The organism is Microbacterium trichothecenolyticum (assembly GCF_041938625.1).
Classification (GTDB): domain Bacteria; phylum Actinomycetota; class Actinomycetes; order Actinomycetales; family Microbacteriaceae; genus Microbacterium; species Microbacterium trichothecenolyticum_D.
Window position 1 is genome coordinate 3,272,225 of record NZ_CP169427.1, and the last position, 21,016, is coordinate 3,293,240.

Genomic DNA, 21,016 nt, shown 5'->3' on the forward strand with positions numbered 1-21,016 from the left:
GGCCCGCGCCGGCGGGCGCGTGGCACCGATCCTCGATGCATGGCTGCTCCCCGTTCCCATCGACCTGCCGACGACCTGTTCCGGAACACACTTGTCACCACGAGGGCCGTTCACGGCATCGGGTTGCCCGTGCGCCTGAGACTGCTCGCGCTGCTGACCGCCCTCGTGATCGCGGCCGCCTGTGCACCATTCGCCCCGGTGGCGACCGACGACGCCGATCGTGGCGACACGCACCCGTCTCGCGGATTCGGCCGCCACGCCCCGTTCGTGCCTCTCCTCGAGGACGCGGAGTGAGCATGCCCGCCGTCGACTCCCCCACAACTCGGATCCGGCTCGTGCTCCGCGGGCGCGTCTTGCGCCTGCCCGCGTACCTGTTGCTCATCGTCCTCTCCGTGATCATCGTCTCGCTGAACATCGCCCACCCGTCCCGCGCCGACGCCGCCGAGCGCGGCGCAGGGTTCGGCACCTGGGCGCCGATCTCCGCCTACGGCTGGCACGGCTCGATGCTGGTCGGCGGCGTTCACACCTACTGCATCACCCCGGGAGCGCCGGCCCCGACCGGGCAGAGCACCGACCACGGAATCAGCGGATCAGCCGCCGGCCTCTCACCCCAGCAGCTCGCCGGGATCAACCTCCTCGTGACGACGTACGGCCAGACGGACGACCCCGTCCAGGCCGCCGCAGTCGCGTGGGCCGTGAAGGCGATCGCGAACCGGCAGGAGACCCTTCAGGCCTTCGGCTACCGCGGCGACTCGCTCGCCGGGGCGATCCACTGGACGATGTCGGCGCTCTCACCACAGCATGACCGCGCCGTCCAGGAGCGTGCCGTCGCGTACTACGACGAAGCCACACGCGCCGTGCCGGGTGTGGCGACGGCGAGCGGAGGCCTGGTCTTCACCACGGATGCTGCGGACCACCGCTCCGGGACGGTCCGGGTCGACACGACCCACCCGGCGACCGGCACCATCACGCTGACGAATGCGGTCTTCGCGGAGTCGGGCTCACCGACGCTCGAGAACGCCTCATCCGGCTCGACGTACGCCCTCCGCACCGCCCCACCTGCCGAGGGACGCCCGTACTCCGTGAGCGGGACCGGCCGCTTCGATGCCGGCCTCGCCGCCGCGGTGCGTCACTACACGACGCCCGGCGGGCAGGAGACGGCCGGTCCCGCCGGGCGCGTGCAGTTCGACGTGTCGGGGGCGGACGCCTCCCCGCGCATCCCCCCGTTCTCCCCCGCCATCTCGACGCAGGTCGCAGCGAACGAGGCGCACGGCGGTCCGTATGTCGATGCGGTCACTTTCATCGTCGACGACGGGTCGTGGCCGCGTGCCGACGACGGCTCCTACCTGCCGGTGACTGCGAGTGCCGTCGTGTACCGCACCGACGCCGAGCCTGTCGCCGGTGCGGCTGTTCCCGGCGACGAGGCGATCGTCGGCACGCTCCAGCTCACGACCGACACTGTCAAGGGTCCGACTGCGCCGTACACCGTCACGTCCGCGTGGGAGATGACAGGCCCGGGGTACTACACCGCCGTCTGGAGCGTTCGTGCGGCCGATCAGCTCCCTGCCGTGGCAGCCCACACCGGCGCCGACTTCGTCTGGACCGAGCGATTCGGCGAGCCCTCGCAGGTCGCCGTGATCGCGCCGCCTCCGCCGGCACCGACGCCCGCGCCCACCCCGGCTGCCGAAGCGCCGCCGGCTCCGGACGAGCCACGCCTCGCGGAGCTGGCCGCGAGCGGGACGGATGCTGCTGCCCTCCGCATGCCGGCCGCCATCGCGATCGCGCTCATCAGCCTCGGCGCCGCGATCATCGCCTCGAGACGGCCGTGGTCAGCAGCACCCCTGACGATCGGTTAGACTCGGAGGGTTGCAAAACGGGGTGTGGCGCAGCTTGGTAGCGCGCTTCGTTCGGGACGAAGAGGCCGCAGGTTCAAATCCTGTCACCCCGACAGCAGAGAGGCTCCGCCGCAAGGCGGAGCCTTTCGCATGAAAGGACGGACACCATGGTCGACAGCACCCCGCCCCTTCTCGTCGCGTTCGATCTCGACGACACGCTCGCCCCTTCCAAGAGCCAGATCGACCCACGCATGGGCGAGCTGCTGATCGCCCTGGCCGAGCGCGTCGAGGTGGCGATCATCTCCGGCGGCCAGCTCACGCAGTTCACGACGCAGGTGGTCGACCGTCTTCCCGAGGCCTCCGCAGACGCTCTCGCACGTCTGCACCTGCTCCCCACCTGCGGCACGCAGTACTACCGGCTCGCCGAGGACGAGGTCGTCACGGTCTACAAGCGCTCACTCACGGACGATCAGAAGTCCCGCGCGCTCTCGGCCGTGGAAGGCGAGGCGCGCCGTCTCGGACTCTGGGAGTCCGAGACGTGGGGCGACATCCTCGAGGACCGCGGGTCCCAGATCACCTTCTCGGCGCTCGGTCAGCAGGCTCCGGTTGCGGCGAAGATGGCGTGGGATCCCACGGGCGAGAAGAAGAACACCCTGCGCGCCGCCGTCGCGGCGCTGTTGCCCGATCTCGAGGTGCGCTCCGGTGGCTCGACCTCGGTCGACATCACCGAGCGGGGCATCGACAAGGCCTACGGCATGCGCCAGCTGGCCGAGCAGACCGGCATCTCCCTCGACGACATGCTGTTCGTCGGCGACCGCCTCGACTCCGACGGCAACGACTACCCTGTCCTCGCGATGGGTGTGCGCTGCCAGGCCGTCGACGGCTGGGAGGACACGGTCGTCTACCTCGAGCAGCTCATCCCCACACTTCCCGTCCGCGTCTAACGCAGCCTCCGTTCACCTGTCACAGCCTGCCGTTCGTCGCGGCGCTTCGTGACAGGTGAGCATCGATGTTCGGGCCGACCGGAGTGCTCGCCTGTCACGATCTGCCGCGGTCCGCGGCACATCGTGACAGGTGAGCAGCTCGGTGATCAGGCCTTCGCGCGCGGCCCGGTGCTCTTCGCGGCCGGGGCCTTTGCGGGACGGGATGCTGCGGCATCCGTCTTCGCGGTGCTCGACGCCGTCGTGGCACGAGCGGCACGCGGGCGCGGCGCCGACACGGCCGCCTCGGCAGCGGGTGCGGACACCACCACCGGAACCAGCCGCTGCAGCTGCGTGACGTGGCGCGGCTCGAGCTCGGCGATGGACGAGACGCCCAGGAGCTTCATCGTGCGCTCGATCTCGCTGCGCAGGATCGCGATGGTGCGGTCGACGCCCTGGCGTCCGCCGGCCATCAGGCCGTACAGGTACGCGCGGCCGATCAGCGTGAACTTGGCACCGAGCGCGATGGAGGCGACGATGTCGGCGCCGTTCATGATGCCGGTGTCGACCATGACCGTGGCGTCCTTGCCGACCTCGCGCACCACCTCGGGGAGGAGGCGGAACGGGATGGGGGCGCGGTCGAGCTGACGGCCGCCGTGGTTCGACAGGATGATGCCGTCGACGCCCGCGTCGATGAGGCGCTTCGAGTCGGCGACGTTCTGCACGCCCTTGATCACGATCTTGCCCGGCCAGATCTCGCGGATGATCGCGAGGTCGTCGTAGCTGATGGTCGGGTCCATGGCCGAGTTGAGCAGCTCGCCCACCGTGCCGCCCGTCGTCGACAGCGACGCGAACTCGAGCTTCGGCGTGGTGAGGAAGTCGTACCACCACCACGGGCGCGGGATCGCGTTGACGATGGTGCCGAGCGTCAGCTGCGGCGGGATCGAGAAGCCGTTGCGCTTGTCGCGCAGGCGCGCACCCGCGACCGGAGTGTCGACCGTGAACTGCAGCGTGTCGAAGCCGGCCTCGGCGGCGCGACGGGCCAGGGCGTACGAGATCTCGCGATCGCGCATGACGTACAGCTGGAACCAGTTGCGCCCGTTCGGGTTCGCTGCCTTGACGCCCTCGATCGACGTCGTGCCGAGCGTCGAGAGCGTGAACGGGATGCCGGCGGCCCCGGCCGCGCCGGCGCCGGCGACCTCGCCCTCGGTCTGCATGAGGCGCGTGAAACCGGTCGGTGCGATGCCGAACGGCATCGCCGACGGGCCGCCGAGGATCTCGGTCGACATGTCGACGTTCTCGGCGGGACGCAGCACGTCGGGGTGGAACTCGATGTCCTCGAACGCCTGACGGGCGCGTGAGAGTGACAGCTCGCCCTCGGCCGCGCCGTCGGTGTAATCGAAGGCGGCCTTCGGTGTGCGGCGCTTCGCGATGTCGCGCAGGTCGTAGATCGTGAGCGCGGACTCGAGGCGGCGCTTCTTGCCGTCGAGCTCGGGCTTCTTGAACTGCATGAGCTCGAGGAGCTCCTTGGGGTTGGGGAACTGGCGGGTGACCATGAATACCTCTCCGATGGGTCAGATCTGCGTGCGTGCGGCGGTCGAGCGGGCGAGACCCGCCGCTGCGTAGTAGCCGACGATGTGGTCGTGGACGAGGGTGCGGGCGAGCGCAGGGTCGCCCGCGTCGACGGCCGCGAGGATCGCGTGGTGCTCATCGCGCAGGCGGTCGGCGGCAGCATCCCAGTCCGCGATGCCTGCCGCGCCCGCCTGCACATACGACTCGATCGCGGTGCGCAGGCCCGCCATCATCGCGGCGATGACGACGTTGCCGGAGGCCTCGGCGAGGGCGAGGTGCAGCTGGGCGTCGAGGGCGAGGAATTCGGGCGCGGTGAGGTCGTCGGCGTCCATCGCGTCGAGTACCTCGCGCGCCTGGGCCGTCGAGCGCGCCGGGTCGGCGGCGAGGGCGTCGACGACGGCCGACTCGAGCACGAGCCGCGTGGCGACGACGTCGTCGAACGGGAACCCCTGTGCCGCGACCTGCAGCCGCAGCAGCGCCGACATGCCGCCCTGTGGGGTCGCGATGATGATGGCCCCGGAGGTCGGCCCCGACCCGGTGCCCGTGCGGATGAGCCCCATCACCTCGAGCACCCGCAGCGCCTCGCGGACGCTGGAGCGCCCCACACCGAGAGTGGCGGCGAGCTCACGCTCGGGGGCGAGACGGTCTCCGGGCTTGAGGGTGCCGTCGAGCAGGTCCGTCTCGATCTTCTCGAGCACGACGCGCCACGCGCGGGCGGGCGCGAGCGCGGGCGGAGTCGGGGTGCCTGCCACGGATCTCCTCGTCCATGTCGGATCCGGCGCCCTCTTCAGTGAAGGGCACGGTGTGGTCTGACCACGATAGCCTGTGGTCGGACCACAGACAACCCGTGTGACTCCACGTGTCCGCGCGGACCACTACGCTGACCCCATGGACCCCCTCCTGCTCGTCCTCATCGTCGCGGGCGTCGCGGCCGCGTTCTGCTGGATCACCTCGCTCGTCACGAACGAGACGTCCTGGATCGATCGGCTCTGGTCGATCGTCCCCGTGGTCTACGTCTGGATCTTCGCCGCCGCCGCGCTGATCGCGGGCGTCGACGCGTCACGGCTCGTCGTGATGGCACTCCTGGTCACGGCGTGGGGTGCACGGCTCACCTTCAACTTCGCGCGCAAGGGCGGCTACACCGGCATGGAGGACTATCGGTGGGCCATCCTGCGCGGCCGAATGACACGCTGGCAGTTCCAGCTGTTCAACCTCTTCTTCATCGTGCTCTTCCAGAGCGCGCTGCTCGTGCTCATCTCGCTTCCGGCATACATCGCGTGGCAGCATCCGGTGCCGTTCACCGGATGGGATGCCGCGTTCGCGGTGCTGTTCGCCGCGTTCCTGGTCGGCGAGACCGTCGCGGATCAGCAGCAGTGGGCGTTCCACCAGGCCAAGAAGTCCGCCGGCGGCACGCTCGAACCGGGCTTCGTCACGACCGGGCTCTTCGCACACAGCCGGCACCCGAACTTCTTCTTCGAGCAGGCGCAGTGGTGGGCGTTCTACGCACTCGGCGCGGCGGCGCTCGTCGCCGACGGCGGCAGCTGGCTGAACTGGACGATCGCCGGCGCAGCGCTGCTGACGGTCCTGTTCATCGGTTCCACGGTGTTCACCGAGTCGATCTCCGCCTCGAAGTACCCGGCCTACCGGGAGTACCAGCGCACGACGTCGATGCTGGTCCCGCTTCCCCGCCGGCGCAGACGCGCTCCCGAGACGGTCTGACCCGCGGCCGCCGCGCCGGAGCCGTCACTCCAGACGGCCGCCCGACGCGCGCAGGTAGTCCTCGGCGCACAGCGACTCGTACGTGACACGGTCGGCGGTGAGCTCGTCGATCGCGACCTGATCCCCGTCGAAGACGAACCGGCCGCCGACGAGGCGGGCGTTGAACAGCGCCTTGCGACCGCAGCGGCAGATCGTCTTGAGCTCCTCGAGGCTGTGGGCGAGCTCGAGCAGCCTCGCCGAACCGGGGAACGCCTGGGTCTGGAAGTCGGTGCGGATGCCGTAGGCGAGCACCGGCACGCCGTCGAACACGACGATGCGCAGCAGGTCGTCGACCTGCTCGCGGGTGAGGAACTGCGCCTCGTCGATCAGCAGGCAGGCGACGTCGACCTCGTGCTCGTCGGACTCGGGAACGAGGGTGTCGGCCGCTTCGGCCTTGACGCGGGCGCGGTGCTCCGCGAACAGCGCGCGGATGTCGTCGTTCGGACGGACCAGGAAATCGACGGTGCGCTTCACACCGAGGCGGCTGTCGATCTGGTCGGCGCCCTTGGTGTCGATGGCGGGCTTCGCGAGCAGCACGTGCTGCCCGCGCTCCTCGTAGTTGTACGCGGCCTGCAGGAGCGACGTCGACTTGCCGGAGTTCATCGCCCCGTAGCGGAAGTAGAGCTTGGCCACGGATCGAGCGTAGTCGGTGACGGCCGCCGCACCCTTCGTGCCGGCGCGGCCGCGCCCACAGTGCGTCAGCGCCCGCCGAAGCCTCCCCCGCCGCCTCCACCGCCCGAGAAACCTCCGCCCGACGATCCGCCCGAGGACGACCAGCTCGAACTCGAGGACGAGCTCGACGACGATCCGGGCCGCGACACCGGCGTCGCGGCGAGGCGCCCGATCGACGACGACGCGTCGGACAGCGAGCGCGAGGTCACCGCGTCGAACAGCGCGAGCTGGGATGCCACCTCGACCGCTCCCGTCGCGCGGATGACGTTCACCCATTCGCGTTCCATGCCGAACAGCACCGCGTAAGGCAGCAGCCGCTCGTAGAGGTTCACGACCGACGCCCCGGGAGCGCCCGGCGCGTCGCCGTACGGACGGCGCCCCGCCGACACGAGGTCGGCCGTCTGCGGCGACTGCGCGGCGCGCAGACGGTCCTCTTCGGCCAGCCGCAGGTACTCGCGGATGCCCTCCAGATACGTCTTGTGCATGCCGCCGGCGAGCGTCAGCACCGACTTCGGGAGGGAGAAGAACGGCAGCCCGATGAACGCGAAGAAGGCGCTGCCCAGCGCCGCGAAGTAGATCAGGTTCCCGAGGGATCCGAGCGGGTCGAGCACCATGAACGCGCCGTCGGCGAAGAAGATCAGGAGCATCGCCAGCGGCAGCCCGGCGAACTGCAGGAAGCCGCGCACACGCGTGATCCGGTCCGGGAGCTTGCTGCGATATCCGCGCTGCACCGTGAACTCGTCGATTCGCCGCACGTAGGTCACGGCCCGTGACGGCGGCTTGCGGGCGAACGCGCCGAGGTCGACGTCAGCGCCGGCTTCAGCCTTGCGTCCGAACAGCGTGTCGACGATGCGGCGCTCGTCGCTGTCGAGCCCGGCGGTGTCCCGCAGCACGACCTCGAAGTCGTCGGCGTCCTTCCGGTCCCCCGCGGCACGGATCTCCACGGCGTCCTTCACCGCGAGATCGACGACGTGTGCCGCCAGCGCCCGCTCCGGAATATCGAGCACACCGGCCGACAGCGTCAGCGACTCGTCGTCGGGCGGCGTGTACTGCACGATCACCGGCGAGCGGTCGGGATTCCGGCGCGCGACGGCCTTCACCACGAGAACGAACACCAGGCCGCCGATGCCCGACAGCAGCGCAAGCGCCGGGAGGACCCAGAGCCACCACGGGTACGGAGGCGACGGAGGCGGGCTCGGTGCCGCGAAGGTGCCCTGCTCGAAGCCCAGTGCCACCGTCACGTTCTCGTACGGGCCGATCCCCTCATCCTCCGCCGTGAACATCACTGCGCTCGTCGCTGTCGAGCCGACGGCGCGCGCCCATGACTGGACGGCATCGGGGAGCGACTCCGGTTCCGGCGCACGTTCGATCGCGCACTGCGCGGTCGATCCGTACGGCCCGGTGTAGCAGAACGCGCGCCCGTCGATCAGGCCGGCCGCAGCATCCGTCGCCACATGCACGTCGGCGGTCACGACGTCGAAGGGCTGCGCATGATCGGTGCCGACGGTGTCCCAGAAGAACTCGTCGGCGGCGGTGTCTTCGTAGCGCAATACCACGTCGCTCATCTCGTACGTGATGACGTAGGTCTGCGCGCCATGCACAAAGGAGTCGTCACCGGTGAGCACGTAGATCCAGTCGCCGTCGCGCTCGGTCCACCACGGGATCGCCGCGCCGCCCGCGCCGGTCACCGTGTAGACGACGGTGCCGAGGTCGATGCCGCTGTCGACGACGGGCAGCGCCCGCACCATGCCCTTGTTCTGGTCGACCTCGGGGAAGCGTGCCACGATCGTCTCGGTCGTGAGCAGGCGGCTGCGCTCGCCCGTCCCGCTGACGAGCCAGTAGTCGGCCTGGAACGAATCGAACGTGAAATCGTCGACGGATGCTGACGCCACCGCGTTCAGGACCGCCGGGCGCTCGCTCCCCCGCGCAGCGATCGCCGCGGGCGCAGCGGAGACACTTGCGACGCCGAGCGTGATTGCGCCCGCGACGACGAGCGCGACAAGCACCCCGGCGGCGATCCCCCAGCGACGCCACCCGCGCCGTGACACCGACATGCACCCACCCTAGGGGCGGACGTCCCGCACGCCCAGGATCGAGCGCGCGCGGCGGATCAGGCGGTGAGCGCCAGCGTCTCGGCGGTCTCGTCGAGCGACTGGCGCGCGACCGCAGGACGCGCGTTCAGCGTTTCGCCGTAGCTCGGGATGAGCTCGCGCAGCCGCGGCTCCCATGCCTCGATGCGGTCGGGGAAGCAGGTCTTCAGAAGGCCCAGCATGATCGAGACCGCGGTCGACGCGCCCGGCGAGGCGCCGAGCAGGCCGGCGATGGTGCCGTCTGCGCCGGTGACGACCTCGGTGCCGAACTGCAGCACGCCGCCCTTCTGGGGGTCCTTCTTCATGACCTGCGCGCGCTGACCGGCCTGGATGATCTCCCAGTCCTCGTCCTTCGCGGTGGGCATGAAGGTGCGGAGGCTGTCGACCTTCTTCTTGTGGTTCTTCAGCAGCTCGCCGACGAGGTACGTGATGAGGCTCGGGTTGTCCCACGCGACCTTGAGCATCGGGCCGAGGTTTCCAGGGCGCACCTGGCCGACGATGTCGAACCACGAGCCGGTCTTGAGGAACTTCGGGCTGAACGTCGCGAACGGGCCGAACAGGAGCGACGCCTCGCCGTCGACGACGCGCGTGTCGAGGTGCGGCACCGACATCGGCGGCGCGCCGACAGAGGCTTGCGAGTACACCTTGGCCTTGTGCTGCGCCACCACGGCGGGGTTCGTCGTCTTGAGGAACTGCCCACCGATGGGGAACACGCCGTAGCCCGAGATCTCGGGGATGCCTGAGCGCTGCAGCAGCTTGAGCGCCCAGCCACCGGCGCCCACGAAGACGAACTTCACCCGGATCTCACCGGGGGTGCGCCCGATCGTGCGGCGGTACTTCACGCTCCACGTGCCGTCGGCGAGGCGCTTGAGCCCCCGGACCTCGGTGTTGGTGCGCACGTCGGCGCCGTTCTCGGCCAGCCGGTCGACCAGCTGCCGGGTGAGGGCGCCGAAGTCGACGTCCGTGCCGGCCGGAACACGCGTGGCTGCGAACGGCTCGCCCTTGCGGCGCTTCTGCATGAGCAGCGGTGCCCACTGGTTGATGACGCGGGAGTCCTCGCTGTACTCGATGCCGGCGAACAGGGGCTCGTCCTTGAGGGCCTCGTAGCGCTTCTTGAGGTAGGCGACATCCTTCTCGCCGCGCACGAACGTCATGTGCGGCGCGGAGTTGATGAACGTCGACGGAGCGTCGAGCACGCCGGCCTCGACCAGCGACGACCACAGCTGCCGGCTCTGCTGGAACTGCTCGTTGATCGAGATGGCCTTCGCGGGATCGACCGAGCCGTCCTTGCCCTCGGGCATGTAGTTCAGCTCGCACAGGGCCGCGTGGCCGGTACCGGCGTTGTTCCAGGCGTTCGAACTCTCCAAGGCGACGTCGCTCAGTCGCTCGAACACGGCGATCTTCAGGTCGGGCTGCAGCTCCTGCAGCAGCGTGCCCAGCGTGGCGCTCATGATCCCGCCGCCGATCAGCAGCACGTCGACGGTCTCGACGTGGGAGTTGTGGTCGGCGTGGTTCTCAGCGGGCGTTGCGGTCACCAGACGATTCTAGTTCCGCGCGAAAGCACCCCTGACCCTGCCCGGGCTCTCCCGCCGAAAGTCCTGCGTTTCTTGCCGAAACGACAAGCGGACGGATGCTGCGGCCCGCAGCATCCGTCCGCTCTCGAGTCGTGCGTCAGGCGGTGACGCCGAGGTTCGCGGCGACGACCTCCGCGATCTGGACGGCGTTGAGCGCCGCGCCCTTGCGGAGGTTGTCGTTGGAGATGAAGAGCACGAGGCCCTTGCCCTCGGGCGCCGACTGGTCGGCGCGGATGCGGCCGACGTAGCTCGGGTCGTTGCCGGCCGCCTGCAGCGGCGTCGGGACCTCTTCGACGACGACGCCGGGTGCCGACGCGAGGATCTCGTACGCGCGCTCGGGCGTGATGTCACGCGAGAACTCCGCGTGGATCGACAGCGAGTGGCCGGTGAAGACGGGCACGCGGACGCACGTGCCCGCGACGCGGAGGCCGGGCAGCTCGAGGATCTTGCGGCTCTCGTTGCGGAGCTTCTTCTCCTCGTCGGTCTCGTTGAGGCCGTCGTCGACGAGGTTGCCGGCGAGCGGGATCACGTCGAACGCGATCGGCGCGACGTACTTCTCAGGCTGCGGGAAGTCCACCGCCGAGCCGTCGTGGACGAGATCGAGCGTGTTGCCCTGCGCGAGGACGCCCTCGACCTGGCCGAGGAGCTCCTGCGCGCCGGCGAGCCCGGAGCCCGACACGGCCTGATAGGTCGAGACGATGAGGCGCTCGAGACCGGCCTCGGCGTCGAGCGGCTTCAGCACCGGCATCGCGGCCATCGTTGTGCAGTTGGGGTTCGCGATGATGCCCTTGGGCGGGTTCGCGATGGCGTGAGGGTTGACCTCGCTGACGACGAGCGGCACCTCGGGGTCCATGCGCCACGCGCTGGAGTTGTCGATCACGATCGCGCCGGCCTCGGCGAACCGGGGTGCGTGCGCGCGGCTGCCGGTGGCGCCGGCGGAGAACAGGGCGACGTCGATGCCAGACGGGTCGGCGGTCGCGACGTCCTCGATGATCACGGTCTCGCCGCCGAACTCGACGGCGGTGCCGGCCGAGCGTGCCGTCGCGAACAGACGCAGCTCACGGATCGGGAAGTTCCGCTCGGCGAGAATCTCGCGCATGACCGTCCCGACCTGGCCGGTGGCGCCGACGACGGCGACGGAGAGTCCTGAATCGGAGATGCGGGTCATGGTGGTTCCTCAGCGTGGAGCGCGCGTGGAGCAGCGTGGAGCGGACGCGCGGGCACCGTCGATCGCGCGGGGTTTGGGCGATTCTACCGGCCACGGCCGGACAGGATCGCGGGTGTTACCTATGCGGGCGGACAGCGTGCGTGCGATTCCTGCCGTTCGCCGGCCCGTCGGCGAGATCAGGAGATCTGGCGGACGCAGGACGTTTCGCGCGGAATCCTCCTGCCTCAGCCAGATCTCCTGATCTGGGAGACGGATGCTGCGGGCCGCAGCATCCGACCCGTCAGACGTGGGTCAGCGGCCGGTGCCGGCGTAGACGGTCGCCTCGATGTCGCCGTCCAACCCGTAGGCGGTGTGGACGACGCGGGCGGCCTCGGCGAGGTCGTCGCCGCGCACCACGACCGAGATGCGGATCTCGGAGGTCGAGATCATCTCGATGTTGATGCCCGCGACGCTCAGCGCCTCGAAGAGGGTCGCCGAGACGCCCGAGTGCGTGCGCATGCCCGCGCCGACGACCGAGAGCTTGCCGATCTGGTCGTCGTGGACCAGGTTCTCGAACCCGATCTCGGCCTGGTCGGCGGCAAGCGCCTTCAGCGCGATCGCGGCATCGGTCTTGGGGAGCGTGAACGAGATGTCGGTGCGGCCCGTGGTCGCTGCCGACACGTTCTGCACGATCATGTCGACGTTGGCGCCGGACTTCGCGACGACCTTGAAGATCTCGGCGGCCTTGCCGGGCACGTCGGGAACGCCGATGATCGTGATCTTGGCCTGGCCGAGGTCGGTGGCGACGCCGGCGACGATGGGCTCTTCCATCTCTTCTCCCTTTTCGCCCGCGGGAATGTTCATCCCGGGGCCGAGCACATAGGTCCCCACGCCCGAGCTGAACGTGGAGCGGGCGTGGATGAGCACGCGGTGACGGCGTGCGTATTCGACGGCGCGGATGTACAGCACCTTCGCGCCGTTGGCGGCGAGCTCCAGCATCTCCTCCGCCGAGACCACATTCAGCTTCTTCGCCTTGGGCACGACGCGGGGGTCGGCCGTGAAGATGCCGTCGACGTCGCTGTAGATCTCGCAGACGTCAGCCTCGAGCGCGGCTGCCAGCGCCACCGCCGTGGTGTCGGAGCCGCCGCGGCCGAGCGTCGTGATGTCGCGGGTGTCGCGGTTGAAGCCCTGGAAGCCGGCGACGATGACGATCGCGCCCTCGTCGAGGGCTTCGCGCAGGCGGATCGGCGTCACGTCGACGATCCGCGCCGAGCCGTGGTCGGCAGTGGTGATCATGCCGGCCTGGCTGCCGGTGAACGAGCGCGCCTCGAAGCCCATCGAGTGGATCGCCATCGCGAGGAGCGCCATCGAGATGCGCTCGCCGCTCGACAGCAGCATGTCGAGTTCGCGGGGCGCCGGAATCGGGGCGACCTGACCCGCGAGGTCGAGAAGCTCGTCGGTCGTGTCGCCCATCGCGCTGACCGCGACGACGACGTCGTGACCGGCACGACGAGTGTCGACGATGCGCTTCGCGACGCGCTTGATGCTCTCGGCATCAGCGACCGACGATCCGCCGTACTTCTGGACGATCAGCGCCACATCGAACTCCACGCGTTTGTCTGAGGACGGGCGAGAACGGATGCCGCGTCCCGCGGTCTCCTGTCACCCAAGGGTCCATCTTACGGACGCGCTCATGCGACCCCAGCCATGTGTCGGGCGGCGGCGCCAGTAGCATCCGAGCATGGAGCAGATCGAGACGTGGTCGGAGTTCAACGTGGCCATGGTCGGGGCGACGGCGGCGCTCGCAGGTCTCGTGATCGTCGCCGCGAGCGTCAACATCGGCGACATCATCAAGGAGTCGTCGCTCACCGCCCGCCTCGCCGCGGGCATCTCGGGGCTGGTGGTCGCGCTCGTCGGCTGCGCGATCGGGCTGATTCCGGCTGTCGGGCCGGTGCCGTACGGGGTCGCGATGATCGTCTTCGCGCTCGGCGCCGGCGTGTTCCAGGTGCAGGCGACACGCAGGATCTTCGAGAACCGGCATCCCGCCAACCGGATGCGCTGGCTCAAGTCGGCGGTGGGCTTCCTCGCGCCGCTCGCGTATCTGATCGGCGGCGCACTTCTCGCGGCCGGCCAGCCCCACGGTCTTGCGTGGTTCGCCGTCGGATCGATCGTCGCGATCGTCGCCGCGCTGTTGATGTCGTGGATCGTGCTCGTCGAGGTGCTGCGCTGACGCTCACCCTGTGGAGATCGGCAGGTCGGCGTCCTCGGGCTTGCGGGCGCGGAGGGTGCCGCCGGTGGCCGCGAGCCAGCAACCCAGGATGACCAGCGGGAACCCGATCAACAGGCCCGGGGTCAGCGGCTCACCCAGGATCATCGTGCCCAGGACGATCGCGACGACCGGGTTGACATAGGTGAACAGCGGCGCCCGCACCGGACCTACACGGGCGATCAGTGCGAAGAAGACGATGAACGCGAGCGCCGTGCAGAGCACGGCGAGAGCGATGAGCGAGACGGTGCTCTCGACGGTCGGCACCTGGTGCTGGGTCAGGAAGGCGATCGGCGTGTAGAAGATGCCGACCGCGAAAAGGGCGAGCGTGATGGACCCGAGGGCGGGCACATCCCGCAGCTTGGTCGCGATGACGAACGGCGCGATCGCGTAGAGGAGCGCGACGAGCAGCACTTCCCCGACGGCGATCAGACCGCCGCCGCCCTCGACGGCGAGCCCAGGACCGGCGACGATCACGAATACCCCCGCGAAGCCGATGAACAGTCCGATCGCTCGCGCCGGGCTGAGCACGGAGCGGTCGCCCCCGCCGAACGCGATCAGCGCGGCGAACAGCGGCACCGTGGCGACGAGCAGGCCGGTGAGCCCGGAGGGCAGGGTCTGCTCCGCATGGCCGAGCAGCAGGAAGGGCCCCGCCATCTCGATGCCGCCGAACAGCAGCACCCAGCCGATCTTCGCGAATGCGGGGCGCAGCGCCTTCTGACGCAGCGCGAACGGGAGCAGCAGGAGGGCGCCGAGGAGCGTGCGGCCGGCCACCACCGCGGCCGGCGAGTAGGACTCCACGGCCACGCTGATGAACAGGTAGGGCACTCCCCACAGCAGCGCCATCGCGCCGAACAGCAGCCACGCGCGCGTGTCGAATCGCTGCGAGCGGTTCATGGGGCATCTCCCAACGGTGGGGTGGTAGGCCAGCAGCGGCGCTGCCCGACGGTCGTCATCGTCTCAGGTTCTGCGATCGCCGGCGCTGAGCGCGAGGTGGCCGACCGCCAATCTACGACGGACTTCCGACATCCTGGGCGGACCAGGGCGTCGAGTCACCCGCGGATGGAGTCAGACGGAGCGTCGACCCTCGAACGCGCGGCCGAGGGTGACCTCGTCGGCGTACTCGAGGTCGCCGCCGACCGGAAGGCCCGAGGCGAGGCGGGTGACCGTGATCTCGAGGGTGTGCAGCAGGCGGCTCAGGTAGGTCGCCGTCGCCTCGCCCTCGAGGTTGGGGTTGGTGGCCAGGATGACCTCCTGCACCGTGCCGTCGGCGAGTCGCTGCATGAGCTGCGTGATGCGCAGGTCGTCGGGGCCGATGCCGGCGATCGGGCTGATCGCGCCGCCGAGGACGTGGTACAGCCCGCGGAATTCGCGCGTGCGCTCGATGGCGGCCACGTCCTTCGCGTCCTCCACGACGCAGATGAGCGTCTGGTTGCGACGGGGGTCCCGGCAGATGGAGCAGCGATCCTGCTCGGAGACGTTGCCGCACACCTCGCAGAAGCGCACCCGCTCGCGCACCTCGCTGAGGAGCTCGGCGAGGTGCGACACATCGAAGTTCGGCGTCTGCAGGATGTGGAACGCGATGCGCTGGGCCGACTTCGGCCCGATCCCGGGAAGGCGGCCGAATTCGTCGATGAGGTCTTGGACGATGCCGTCGTACATGGGCTAGCTGAACCTCGTCGGGGGCTCGTAGGGCTCCTCGCGCACGAACGTGGCGCCGAGCACCTGGCGCACCACCGCCTCGCCGTAGCGCTGGACGCCGCCGCTGCGCGTCGTGACCACGGGGGTCAGGGGCGGGGCGACCGTGGGCGGCACCGGGAGGTCCGGCACAGCATCCGCGTCGTCCGTGTCATCGTCGTCGTCGCGCTCGAACGGCGGAGCGATCTCGGTGCGCGGCAGGACCTGGCCCTCGCGCGGTGGCGCGAGCGTCGCGACCCGCGCGGTCGCTGCCTCCGCGTCTTCGGGCTCGTCGTCGACCGCGAACTGCGCGGGCGTCTCGGCGGGGAACGCGGCCGGTCCCGGGTCGGGCGGCGGGGCGTCGTCGTCGGACGGGATGGGCGCGACCGCCCAGTCGGTCACGGCGACTGCGGAGGCGGGAGCCGAGGCCGGGGCGTTCGCTCGGGGCGCGGCCGGGGCCGACGCACGCGCTGAAGCGGGGGCCGACCCACGCGGATCCGCCGGGGCCGACGCACGGGGCGCCGCAGCCTGTGAGGGGCCCGACGCGCTCGGCGCCGCGGCGGTGGTGCGTGCCGCCGCCGGAGCCTCGGGAGCGCCGGCCTGGCGCGAAGTCTCGCGCCCGGGACCGGTCGGAGAACTCGCGGGCATTCCCGCTCCTCCTGCGCCGCCCGGCTCTGCTGGCCCGACGCCGCCCCCTGAAGCGCCCGCGGGGTCGTGGCGGGCGATGTACTTCACACGGATGCCGAGCACAGCCAGGATCGCCTGGCGCAGGTCTTCGCTGGGTCCCTTGCCGGCGGCGAGCTGCTTGAACTTCGCGACGTCGCTCTGGCTCGCGAACGCCAGCGTGAGCACGTCGTCGTCGAGCGCCACGGTGCGGGCGCCGGAGGCGAGCATCCAGGACGAGCGGCTCACGTTCTCGAGCTGCGAGAGCACCTGCGGCCATGCCTGCTGCAGGCGATCGAGCGTGACGGGGCCGGAGGGAACAGGAGGTGCCGCCACGGGCGCGGGCTCGGCGGGTCGCGCGCCCGGAACCGGCGCGGCACCGGGCGTGGGCGCCGCGGTCGCACTCCCCGCCGGTGGAGCGGCGGTGGGCGCCACCACCGGCGCCGCCGCGGGTGCCGCGACCGGCGCAGCGGCAGCGACCGGCGCGGCCGCAGGTGCGGCCCCTGCCCCACGGGCCAGCACGCGCGCGACCATCAGCTCGAGCTGCAGGCGCGGTGACGTGGCACCGGTCATGTCGTCGAGCGTCGCGATGACGAGGTCGGCGATATGCGACAGCCTCGATGGGCCGAACGCGCCGGCCTGACGCTGCATGCGCGCGAGGTCGTCGGCGGAGACGCCGCGCAGCACCGCCGCCGCGCCCTGGCCGGTCGCCGACACGACGATGAGGTCGCGCAGACGCTCGAGCAGGTCGTCGACGAAGCGGCGCGGGTCTTGCCCGGTCTGCACCACGCGGTCGACGGCGGCGAAGGCCGCTGACGCGTCGGACGCGGCGAAGGCGTCGATCACCTCGTCGAGGAGTTCGGCATGCGTGTAGCCGAGCAATGCGACGGCACGGGCGTAGGTGACCTTCGCGTCTTCGGAGCCGGCGATGAGCTGATCGAGCAGCGACAGCGTGTCTCGGGGCGACCCGCCGCCGGCGCGGACGACGAGCGGCAGCACACCCTGCTCGACGTCGACGCCCTCCTGCGCGCAGAGCTGCTCGACGTACTCGAGCATCGCCGCCGGGGGCACGAGACGGAACGGGTAGTGGTGCGTGCGCGAGCGGATGGTGCCGATGACCTTCTCGGGCTCGGTCGTCGCGAAGATGAACTTGACGTGGTCGGGCGGCTCTTCGACGAGCTTCAGCAGGGCGTTGAAGCCCTGCGGGGTGACCATGTGCGCCTCGTCGAGGATGAAGATCTTGAAGCGGTCGCGGGCCGGCGCGAACACCGCGCGCTCGCGCAGATCACGGGCGTCGTCGACACCGTTGTGGCTCGCCGCGTCGATCTCGACGACGTCGAGTGAACCGCCGCCGCCGCGGCCGAGCTCGACGCAGCTGTCGCATGTGCCGCACGGCGTGTCGGTCGGACCCTTCGCGCAGTTGAGGCAGCGCGCGAGAATGCGGGCGGACGTGGTCTTTCCGCACCCGCGAGGACCCGAGAACAGATACGCATGACCGACCCGGTCGCCGCGCAGCGCGGTCATGAGCGGCTCGGTGACCTGCGACTGCCCGATCATCTCGCCGAACGACTCGGGCCGGTAGCGGCGGTACAGGGCGGTGGTCACTCCCCCAGCCTACGGCGTGGCGCCGACACTTCGGCAGGCTCAGCGCATCGCACCGCGACCGCGCGTCGACAGGGTCCGTGCCCGAACCACGAGGCGCACGCGGGACGACGCCGACACACGGCGGCGCCCCGCCGAGATCGCCTGCTAGATTGCTCCGCAGTGACACGGGGTGCCCGCACGGCGGGCTGAGAACACACCCGTCGAACCTGATCTCGATCATGCGAGCGAAGGGATGTCGCGATGAACGCGCGCACCGAAGCACACCTGTCCGCCCTCTCCCCTGCCGCAGCGCTGACGGCGCTGCGGCAGGCCTCGCCGCTGGTGCAGTGCATCACGAACGCGGTCGTGACGAACTACACCGCGAACGCGCTCCTGGCGGTCGGCGCCGCCCCCGCGATGTGCGACATCCCCGGCGAGGCCGGCCTCTTCGCCGGTGTCGCCGACGGGGTGCTCGTGAACCTCGGCACGCCCACCGCCGAGCAGCGCGACGCCGCCCGCGAAGCGGTGCGTGCCGGCACGCCGTGGGTGCTCGACCCCGTCGCCGTCGGCGTTCTCCCGGTGCGCACGGCCCTCGCCGCCGAACTGCTCGAGCACCGTCCCGCCATCGTCCGCGGCAACGCCTCCGAGATCCTCGCCGTCGCCGGTGAGGGCGGCGGCGGTCGCGGAGTCGACGCGACGGATCGAACGGATGCTGCGGCCGGCGCCGCGCGATCGCTGGCGCTGCGCACCGGCGGCGTGGTGGCCGTGTCGGGACCGGTCGATCTCGTCACCGACGGCGAGCGGGTCGTTCGGATCGCGGGCGGGGACGCGCTCCTCACCCGGGTCACCGGGGGCGGCTGCTCGCTCGGCGCGGTGATGGCCGCGCTCGTCGGCGTATGTGCTCCGTTCGAGGCGGCGGTCGCGGCATCCGTCCTCTATGCGGTCGCCTCGGAACGCGCCGCCACCCGCGCAGAGGGACCGGGCTCGTTCGCCGTCGCGTTCCTGGACGCACTCGACGCTGTGGCCGCGGACCCTCCCGCGCTCGACGCGCGCGTCGGCGACACCCTGGCGCTCCGATGACCGGGCAGGGGGCACGCCTCGCCCTCCACCTCGTCACCGACGACCGCCTGCCGTTCGACCGGCTGCTCGGGGTGGTCGACGCCGCGGCGGGCGCGGGCGTCGACGTCGTGCAGCTGCGGGCGAAGTCGGTGACCGCTCGTGAACTCATCCGGCAGGCGACGGCGCTGTCGGAGGTCATCGACCGCCGGTGCCTCCTCCTCGTCAACGACCGTGTCGACGTGGCCGTGGCGGCGCGGGATGCCGGCGCCCGCGTCGACGGCGTCCACCTCGGCCAGGGCGACCTGCCGCCCGAGACCGCGCGGCGCCTGCTCGGTGCGCACGCCGTGATCGGCTGGACCGCGAACTCCGCGGAGCACCGGGCTGCGGCATCCGCGCCCCGCAACGGCACGATCGACTACCTCGGCGTCGGCGTGATCCGCCCGACGTCGACGAAGCCCGACCATCCGCCGGCGCTCGGCATGGACGGCTTCGCTGCCTTCGCGGCGGGCACGGACTTGCCGTGCGTCGCGATCGGCGGCGTGGTTGAGTCGGACATCGCGGCGCTCCGCGACGCCGGGGCGGCCGGAATCGCCGTCGTGTCGGCGATCTGCGGGGCGAACGACCCCGCCGCTGCGGCGCGCGCGCTGCGCAACGCCGCCGATGCCCCCTCCCTCGAGGGGGTCGCGTGATGACCGACACCCGGGCTGTGTCCGCGCCGACCGCGGTTCGCGCGACGGCGATCCCGCGTGTGCTCAGCATCGCGGGCACCGACCCGACCGGCGGCGCGGGGGTGCAGGCCGACCTGAAATCGATCGGCGCGCTCGGCGGCTACGGCATGGCCGTGGTCACCGCGCTCGTGGCGCAGAACACGCGCGGCGTGCGCGAGGTGCACGTCCCGCCGACCGCGTTCCTCGCCGCGCAGCTCGACGCCGTGTCGGACGACGTCGAGATCGACGCGGTGAAGATCGGGATGCTGCAGTCCGACGAGATCATCGGCACCGTGCGCGCATGGCTCGGCCGGGTGCGCCCGCCGATCGTCGTGCTCGACCCGGTCATGGTCGCAACGAGCGGCGATCGGCTGCTGGACCCCGCGGCCGAGGAGGCGCTGCGCGAGCTCGCCGGCGAGGTCGATCTCATCACGCCGAATCTCGCGGAACTCGCCGTCCTCGCCGGACGGGCTCGTGCGACCACGTGGGCGCAGGCCCTCGACGACGCGCGGACCCTCGCACGTGAGACCGGCACGACGGTGCTGCTGAAGGGCGGACACCTCGAGGGCGCTGACTGCCCCGACGCCATCGTCGCAGCGGATGGCACGGTGCACGAAGTCGCGGGCGCGCGCGTCGGGACCCGCAACACCCACGGCACCGGCTGCTCGCTGTCGTCCGCGATGGCGACGCTGCGCGCGGGAGGCTCATCGTGGCCGGACGCGCTGGAGCGCGCGAAGGCGTGGCTCACCGGAGCGCTGGCGCACGCGGATGCGCTGCGGGTCGGCGAGGGGAACGGTCCGGTAGACCACTTCCACGAGCACCGGGTCGCAGCATCCGTCCCCGCGGTGACGTGGTCGACAGGCGTGTGGGATGCCGCGGCCGCCGTGCGCGCCGACGTGGACGACCTCGAGTTCGTGCGCGGGCTCGGCGACGGCACGCTGTCGCGCGAGACGTTCCGGCGCTACCTGGCGCAGGACGCGATCTACCTCGGCGAGTACTCCCGCGTGCTCGCGAAGGCCAGCGCGCTCGCGCCCACGCCGGACGAGCAGACGTTCTGGGCGCGGGCGGCCGAATCGTCGATCGTCGAGGAGCGCCGGCTGCACGAGTCGCACCTCGGCTCGGCGACGGTGGCCCCCGCGCCGCAGAACCTCGCGTACACGAACCATCTGCACGCGTCGGCCCGCTCGTACGGCGAGCTCGTGGCGGCGCTGCTGCCGTGCTTCTGGCTGTACACCGACCTCGGCATCCGTCTTGCCGCCCGGCGCCATGCCGCGCACCCGTACGACGACTGGCTGGCGATGTACGGAGACGCCGCGTTCGCCGCGGCCACCGCCCGCGCGACCGAGATCGCGGACGCCGCGGCGCTCGAGGCCGGGCCGCTCGAGCGCGCGCGGATGGACGCGGCCTTCGCCCGGTCGATGGAGCACGAGAGGGAGTTCTTCGCGCGAGCGTGACGCCGACGCCGAGCGGATCCGACGTCCGACCGTGATAC

General features: G+C 70.9%; 18 protein-coding genes, 1 tRNA gene and 1 riboswitch. Of the genes, 9 read left to right on the forward strand and 10 right to left on the reverse strand.

Features of this window, described 5'->3' with window-relative positions:
- Positions 1–39 precede the first annotated feature (39 nt).
- The 4 genes from ACEYYH_RS15195 (at position 40) to ACEYYH_RS15210 (ending at position 2,779) form a co-directional block, all read left to right on the forward strand.
- Entirely contained in the window at positions 40–294 is a 255-nt protein-coding gene (locus ACEYYH_RS15195) for a hypothetical protein (protein WP_374975168.1), read from the forward strand.
- Complete coding sequence (locus ACEYYH_RS15200; RefSeq protein WP_374975169.1) at positions 291–1,856, forward strand: hypothetical protein; 1,566 nt, start codon at positions 291–293, stop codon at positions 1,854–1,856. The genes ACEYYH_RS15195 and ACEYYH_RS15200 overlap by 4 nt, the downstream gene beginning before the upstream one ends.
- 18 nt (positions 1,857–1,874) lie before the next feature.
- A tRNA-Pro gene (locus ACEYYH_RS15205) sits at positions 1,875–1,948 on the forward strand.
- A 54-nt stretch (positions 1,949–2,002) separates the two neighbouring features.
- Entirely contained in the window at positions 2,003–2,779 is a 777-nt protein-coding gene (locus ACEYYH_RS15210; protein ID WP_374975170.1) for an HAD-IIB family hydrolase, read from the forward strand.
- A gap of 146 nt (positions 2,780–2,925) precedes the next feature.
- Here the strand turns inward: ACEYYH_RS15210 and ACEYYH_RS15215 are convergent, their stop codons facing one another.
- Entirely contained in the window at positions 2,926–4,311 is a 1,386-nt protein-coding gene (locus tag ACEYYH_RS15215; protein ID WP_374975171.1) for an alpha-hydroxy-acid oxidizing protein, read from the reverse strand.
- An 18-nt stretch (positions 4,312–4,329) separates the two neighbouring features.
- Complete coding sequence (locus ACEYYH_RS15220) at positions 4,330–5,079, reverse strand: FadR/GntR family transcriptional regulator (protein ID WP_374975172.1); 750 nt, start codon at positions 5,077–5,079, stop codon at positions 4,330–4,332.
- 136 nt (positions 5,080–5,215) lie between these two features.
- On the opposite strand from ACEYYH_RS15220, the gene ACEYYH_RS15225 reads away from it, so the two are divergent.
- A complete protein-coding gene (locus tag ACEYYH_RS15225; protein ID WP_374975173.1) occupies positions 5,216–6,046 on the forward strand; it encodes a DUF1295 domain-containing protein in 831 nt (276 codons plus the stop codon).
- Between the two features lie 24 nt (positions 6,047–6,070).
- Here ACEYYH_RS15225 and ACEYYH_RS15230 read toward each other — a convergent pair whose 3' ends face one another.
- From ACEYYH_RS15230 to ACEYYH_RS15250, 5 genes are all read right to left on the reverse strand, one after another.
- Positions 6,071–6,718, reverse strand: a complete 648-nt coding sequence (locus tag ACEYYH_RS15230; RefSeq protein ID WP_116196099.1) for a thymidine kinase — start codon at positions 6,716–6,718, stop codon at positions 6,071–6,073.
- Positions 6,719–6,783: 65 nt separating this feature from the next.
- Positions 6,784–8,811 carry a DUF2207 domain-containing protein gene (locus ACEYYH_RS15235; RefSeq protein ID WP_374975174.1) on the reverse strand — a complete coding sequence of 676 codons (2,028 nt, stop codon included), beginning with the start codon at positions 8,809–8,811 and terminating at the stop codon, positions 6,784–6,786.
- A gap of 56 nt (positions 8,812–8,867) precedes the next feature.
- The gene (locus tag ACEYYH_RS15240; protein ID WP_374975175.1) at positions 8,868–10,382 is read right to left on the reverse strand and encodes a malate:quinone oxidoreductase; all 1,515 of its coding nucleotides are present in this window, start codon (positions 10,380–10,382) and stop codon (positions 8,868–8,870) included.
- Between the two features lie 136 nt (positions 10,383–10,518).
- Positions 10,519–11,589: an aspartate-semialdehyde dehydrogenase gene (locus ACEYYH_RS15245; RefSeq protein ID WP_374975176.1), complete on the reverse strand. Its 1,071-nt coding sequence runs from the start codon at positions 11,587–11,589 to the stop codon at positions 10,519–10,521.
- A gap of 291 nt (positions 11,590–11,880) precedes the next feature.
- The gene (locus tag ACEYYH_RS15250) at positions 11,881–13,167 is read right to left on the reverse strand and encodes an aspartate kinase (protein WP_374975177.1); all 1,287 of its coding nucleotides are present in this window, start codon (positions 13,165–13,167) and stop codon (positions 11,881–11,883) included.
- Positions 13,168–13,309: 142 nt separating this feature from the next.
- Here ACEYYH_RS15250 and ACEYYH_RS15255 point away from each other — a divergent pair, with 142 nt between their 5' ends.
- Positions 13,310–13,798, forward strand: coding sequence for a hypothetical protein (locus ACEYYH_RS15255; RefSeq protein WP_374975178.1), 489 nt, complete (start codon positions 13,310–13,312; stop codon positions 13,796–13,798).
- Positions 13,799–13,801: 3 nt separating this feature from the next.
- On the opposite strand, the gene ACEYYH_RS15260 is transcribed toward ACEYYH_RS15255, so the two are convergent.
- From ACEYYH_RS15260 to ACEYYH_RS15270, 3 genes are all read right to left on the reverse strand, one after another.
- Entirely contained in the window at positions 13,802–14,731 is a 930-nt protein-coding gene (locus ACEYYH_RS15260) for a DMT family transporter (RefSeq protein WP_374975179.1), read from the reverse strand.
- A gap of 171 nt (positions 14,732–14,902) precedes the next feature.
- On the reverse strand, positions 14,903–15,496 hold the full coding sequence (gene recR, locus ACEYYH_RS15265; RefSeq protein WP_116196093.1) for a recombination mediator RecR: 594 nt from the start codon (positions 15,494–15,496) through the stop codon (positions 14,903–14,905).
- Between the two features lie 3 nt (positions 15,497–15,499).
- Positions 15,500–17,779 (reverse strand): DNA polymerase III subunit gamma and tau, encoded by a 2,280-nt coding sequence (locus tag ACEYYH_RS15270; protein WP_374975180.1) that lies wholly within the window; start codon positions 17,777–17,779, stop codon positions 15,500–15,502.
- A gap of 155 nt (positions 17,780–17,934) precedes the next feature.
- Positions 17,935–18,029: riboswitch (TPP riboswitch) on the forward strand.
- Between ACEYYH_RS15270 and thiM the strand changes: the two genes are divergently transcribed.
- From thiM to ACEYYH_RS15285, 3 genes are all read left to right on the forward strand, one after another.
- On the forward strand, positions 18,020–18,838 hold the full coding sequence (gene thiM, locus ACEYYH_RS15275) for a hydroxyethylthiazole kinase (protein ID WP_374975181.1): 819 nt from the start codon (positions 18,020–18,022) through the stop codon (positions 18,836–18,838). It overlaps the preceding riboswitch by 10 nt.
- Positions 18,835–19,506, forward strand: a complete 672-nt coding sequence (gene thiE / locus ACEYYH_RS15280) for a thiamine phosphate synthase (RefSeq protein WP_374975182.1) — start codon at positions 18,835–18,837, stop codon at positions 19,504–19,506. The genes thiM and thiE overlap by 4 nt, the downstream gene beginning before the upstream one ends.
- Positions 19,506–20,978, forward strand: coding sequence for a bifunctional hydroxymethylpyrimidine kinase/phosphomethylpyrimidine kinase (locus tag ACEYYH_RS15285; RefSeq protein ID WP_374975183.1), 1,473 nt, complete (start codon positions 19,506–19,508; stop codon positions 20,976–20,978). Before thiE ends, ACEYYH_RS15285 begins: the two co-directional genes overlap by 1 nt.
- Positions 20,979–21,016: the final 38 nt, after the last annotated feature.

Coding starts and splice junctions, on each gene's coding strand:
- ACEYYH_RS15235 (WP_374975174.1), bottom strand. CDS start 8,811: ATGTCGGTGTCACGGCGCGGGTGGCGTCGCTGGGGGATCGCCGCCGGG.
- ACEYYH_RS15210 (WP_374975170.1), top strand. CDS start 2,003: ATGGTCGACAGCACCCCGCCCCTTCTCGTCGCGTTCGATCTCGACGAC.
- ACEYYH_RS15260 (WP_374975179.1), bottom strand. CDS start 14,731: ATGAACCGCTCGCAGCGATTCGACACGCGCGCGTGGCTGCTGTTCGGC.
- ACEYYH_RS15255 (WP_374975178.1), top strand. CDS start 13,310: ATGGAGCAGATCGAGACGTGGTCGGAGTTCAACGTGGCCATGGTCGGG.
- ACEYYH_RS15245 (WP_374975176.1), bottom strand. CDS start 11,589: ATGACCCGCATCTCCGATTCAGGACTCTCCGTCGCCGTCGTCGGCGCC.
- recR (WP_116196093.1), bottom strand. CDS start 15,496: ATGTACGACGGCATCGTCCAAGACCTCATCGACGAATTCGGCCGCCTT.
- ACEYYH_RS15225 (WP_374975173.1), top strand. CDS start 5,216: ATGGACCCCCTCCTGCTCGTCCTCATCGTCGCGGGCGTCGCGGCCGCG.
- ACEYYH_RS15285 (WP_374975183.1), top strand. CDS start 19,506: ATGACCGACACCCGGGCTGTGTCCGCGCCGACCGCGGTTCGCGCGACG.
- ACEYYH_RS15195 (WP_374975168.1), top strand. CDS start 40: ATGGCTGCTCCCCGTTCCCATCGACCTGCCGACGACCTGTTCCGGAAC.
- thiE (WP_374975182.1), top strand. CDS start 18,835: ATGACCGGGCAGGGGGCACGCCTCGCCCTCCACCTCGTCACCGACGAC.
- ACEYYH_RS15215 (WP_374975171.1), bottom strand. CDS start 4,311: ATGGTCACCCGCCAGTTCCCCAACCCCAAGGAGCTCCTCGAGCTCATG.
- thiM (WP_374975181.1), top strand. CDS start 18,020: ATGAACGCGCGCACCGAAGCACACCTGTCCGCCCTCTCCCCTGCCGCA.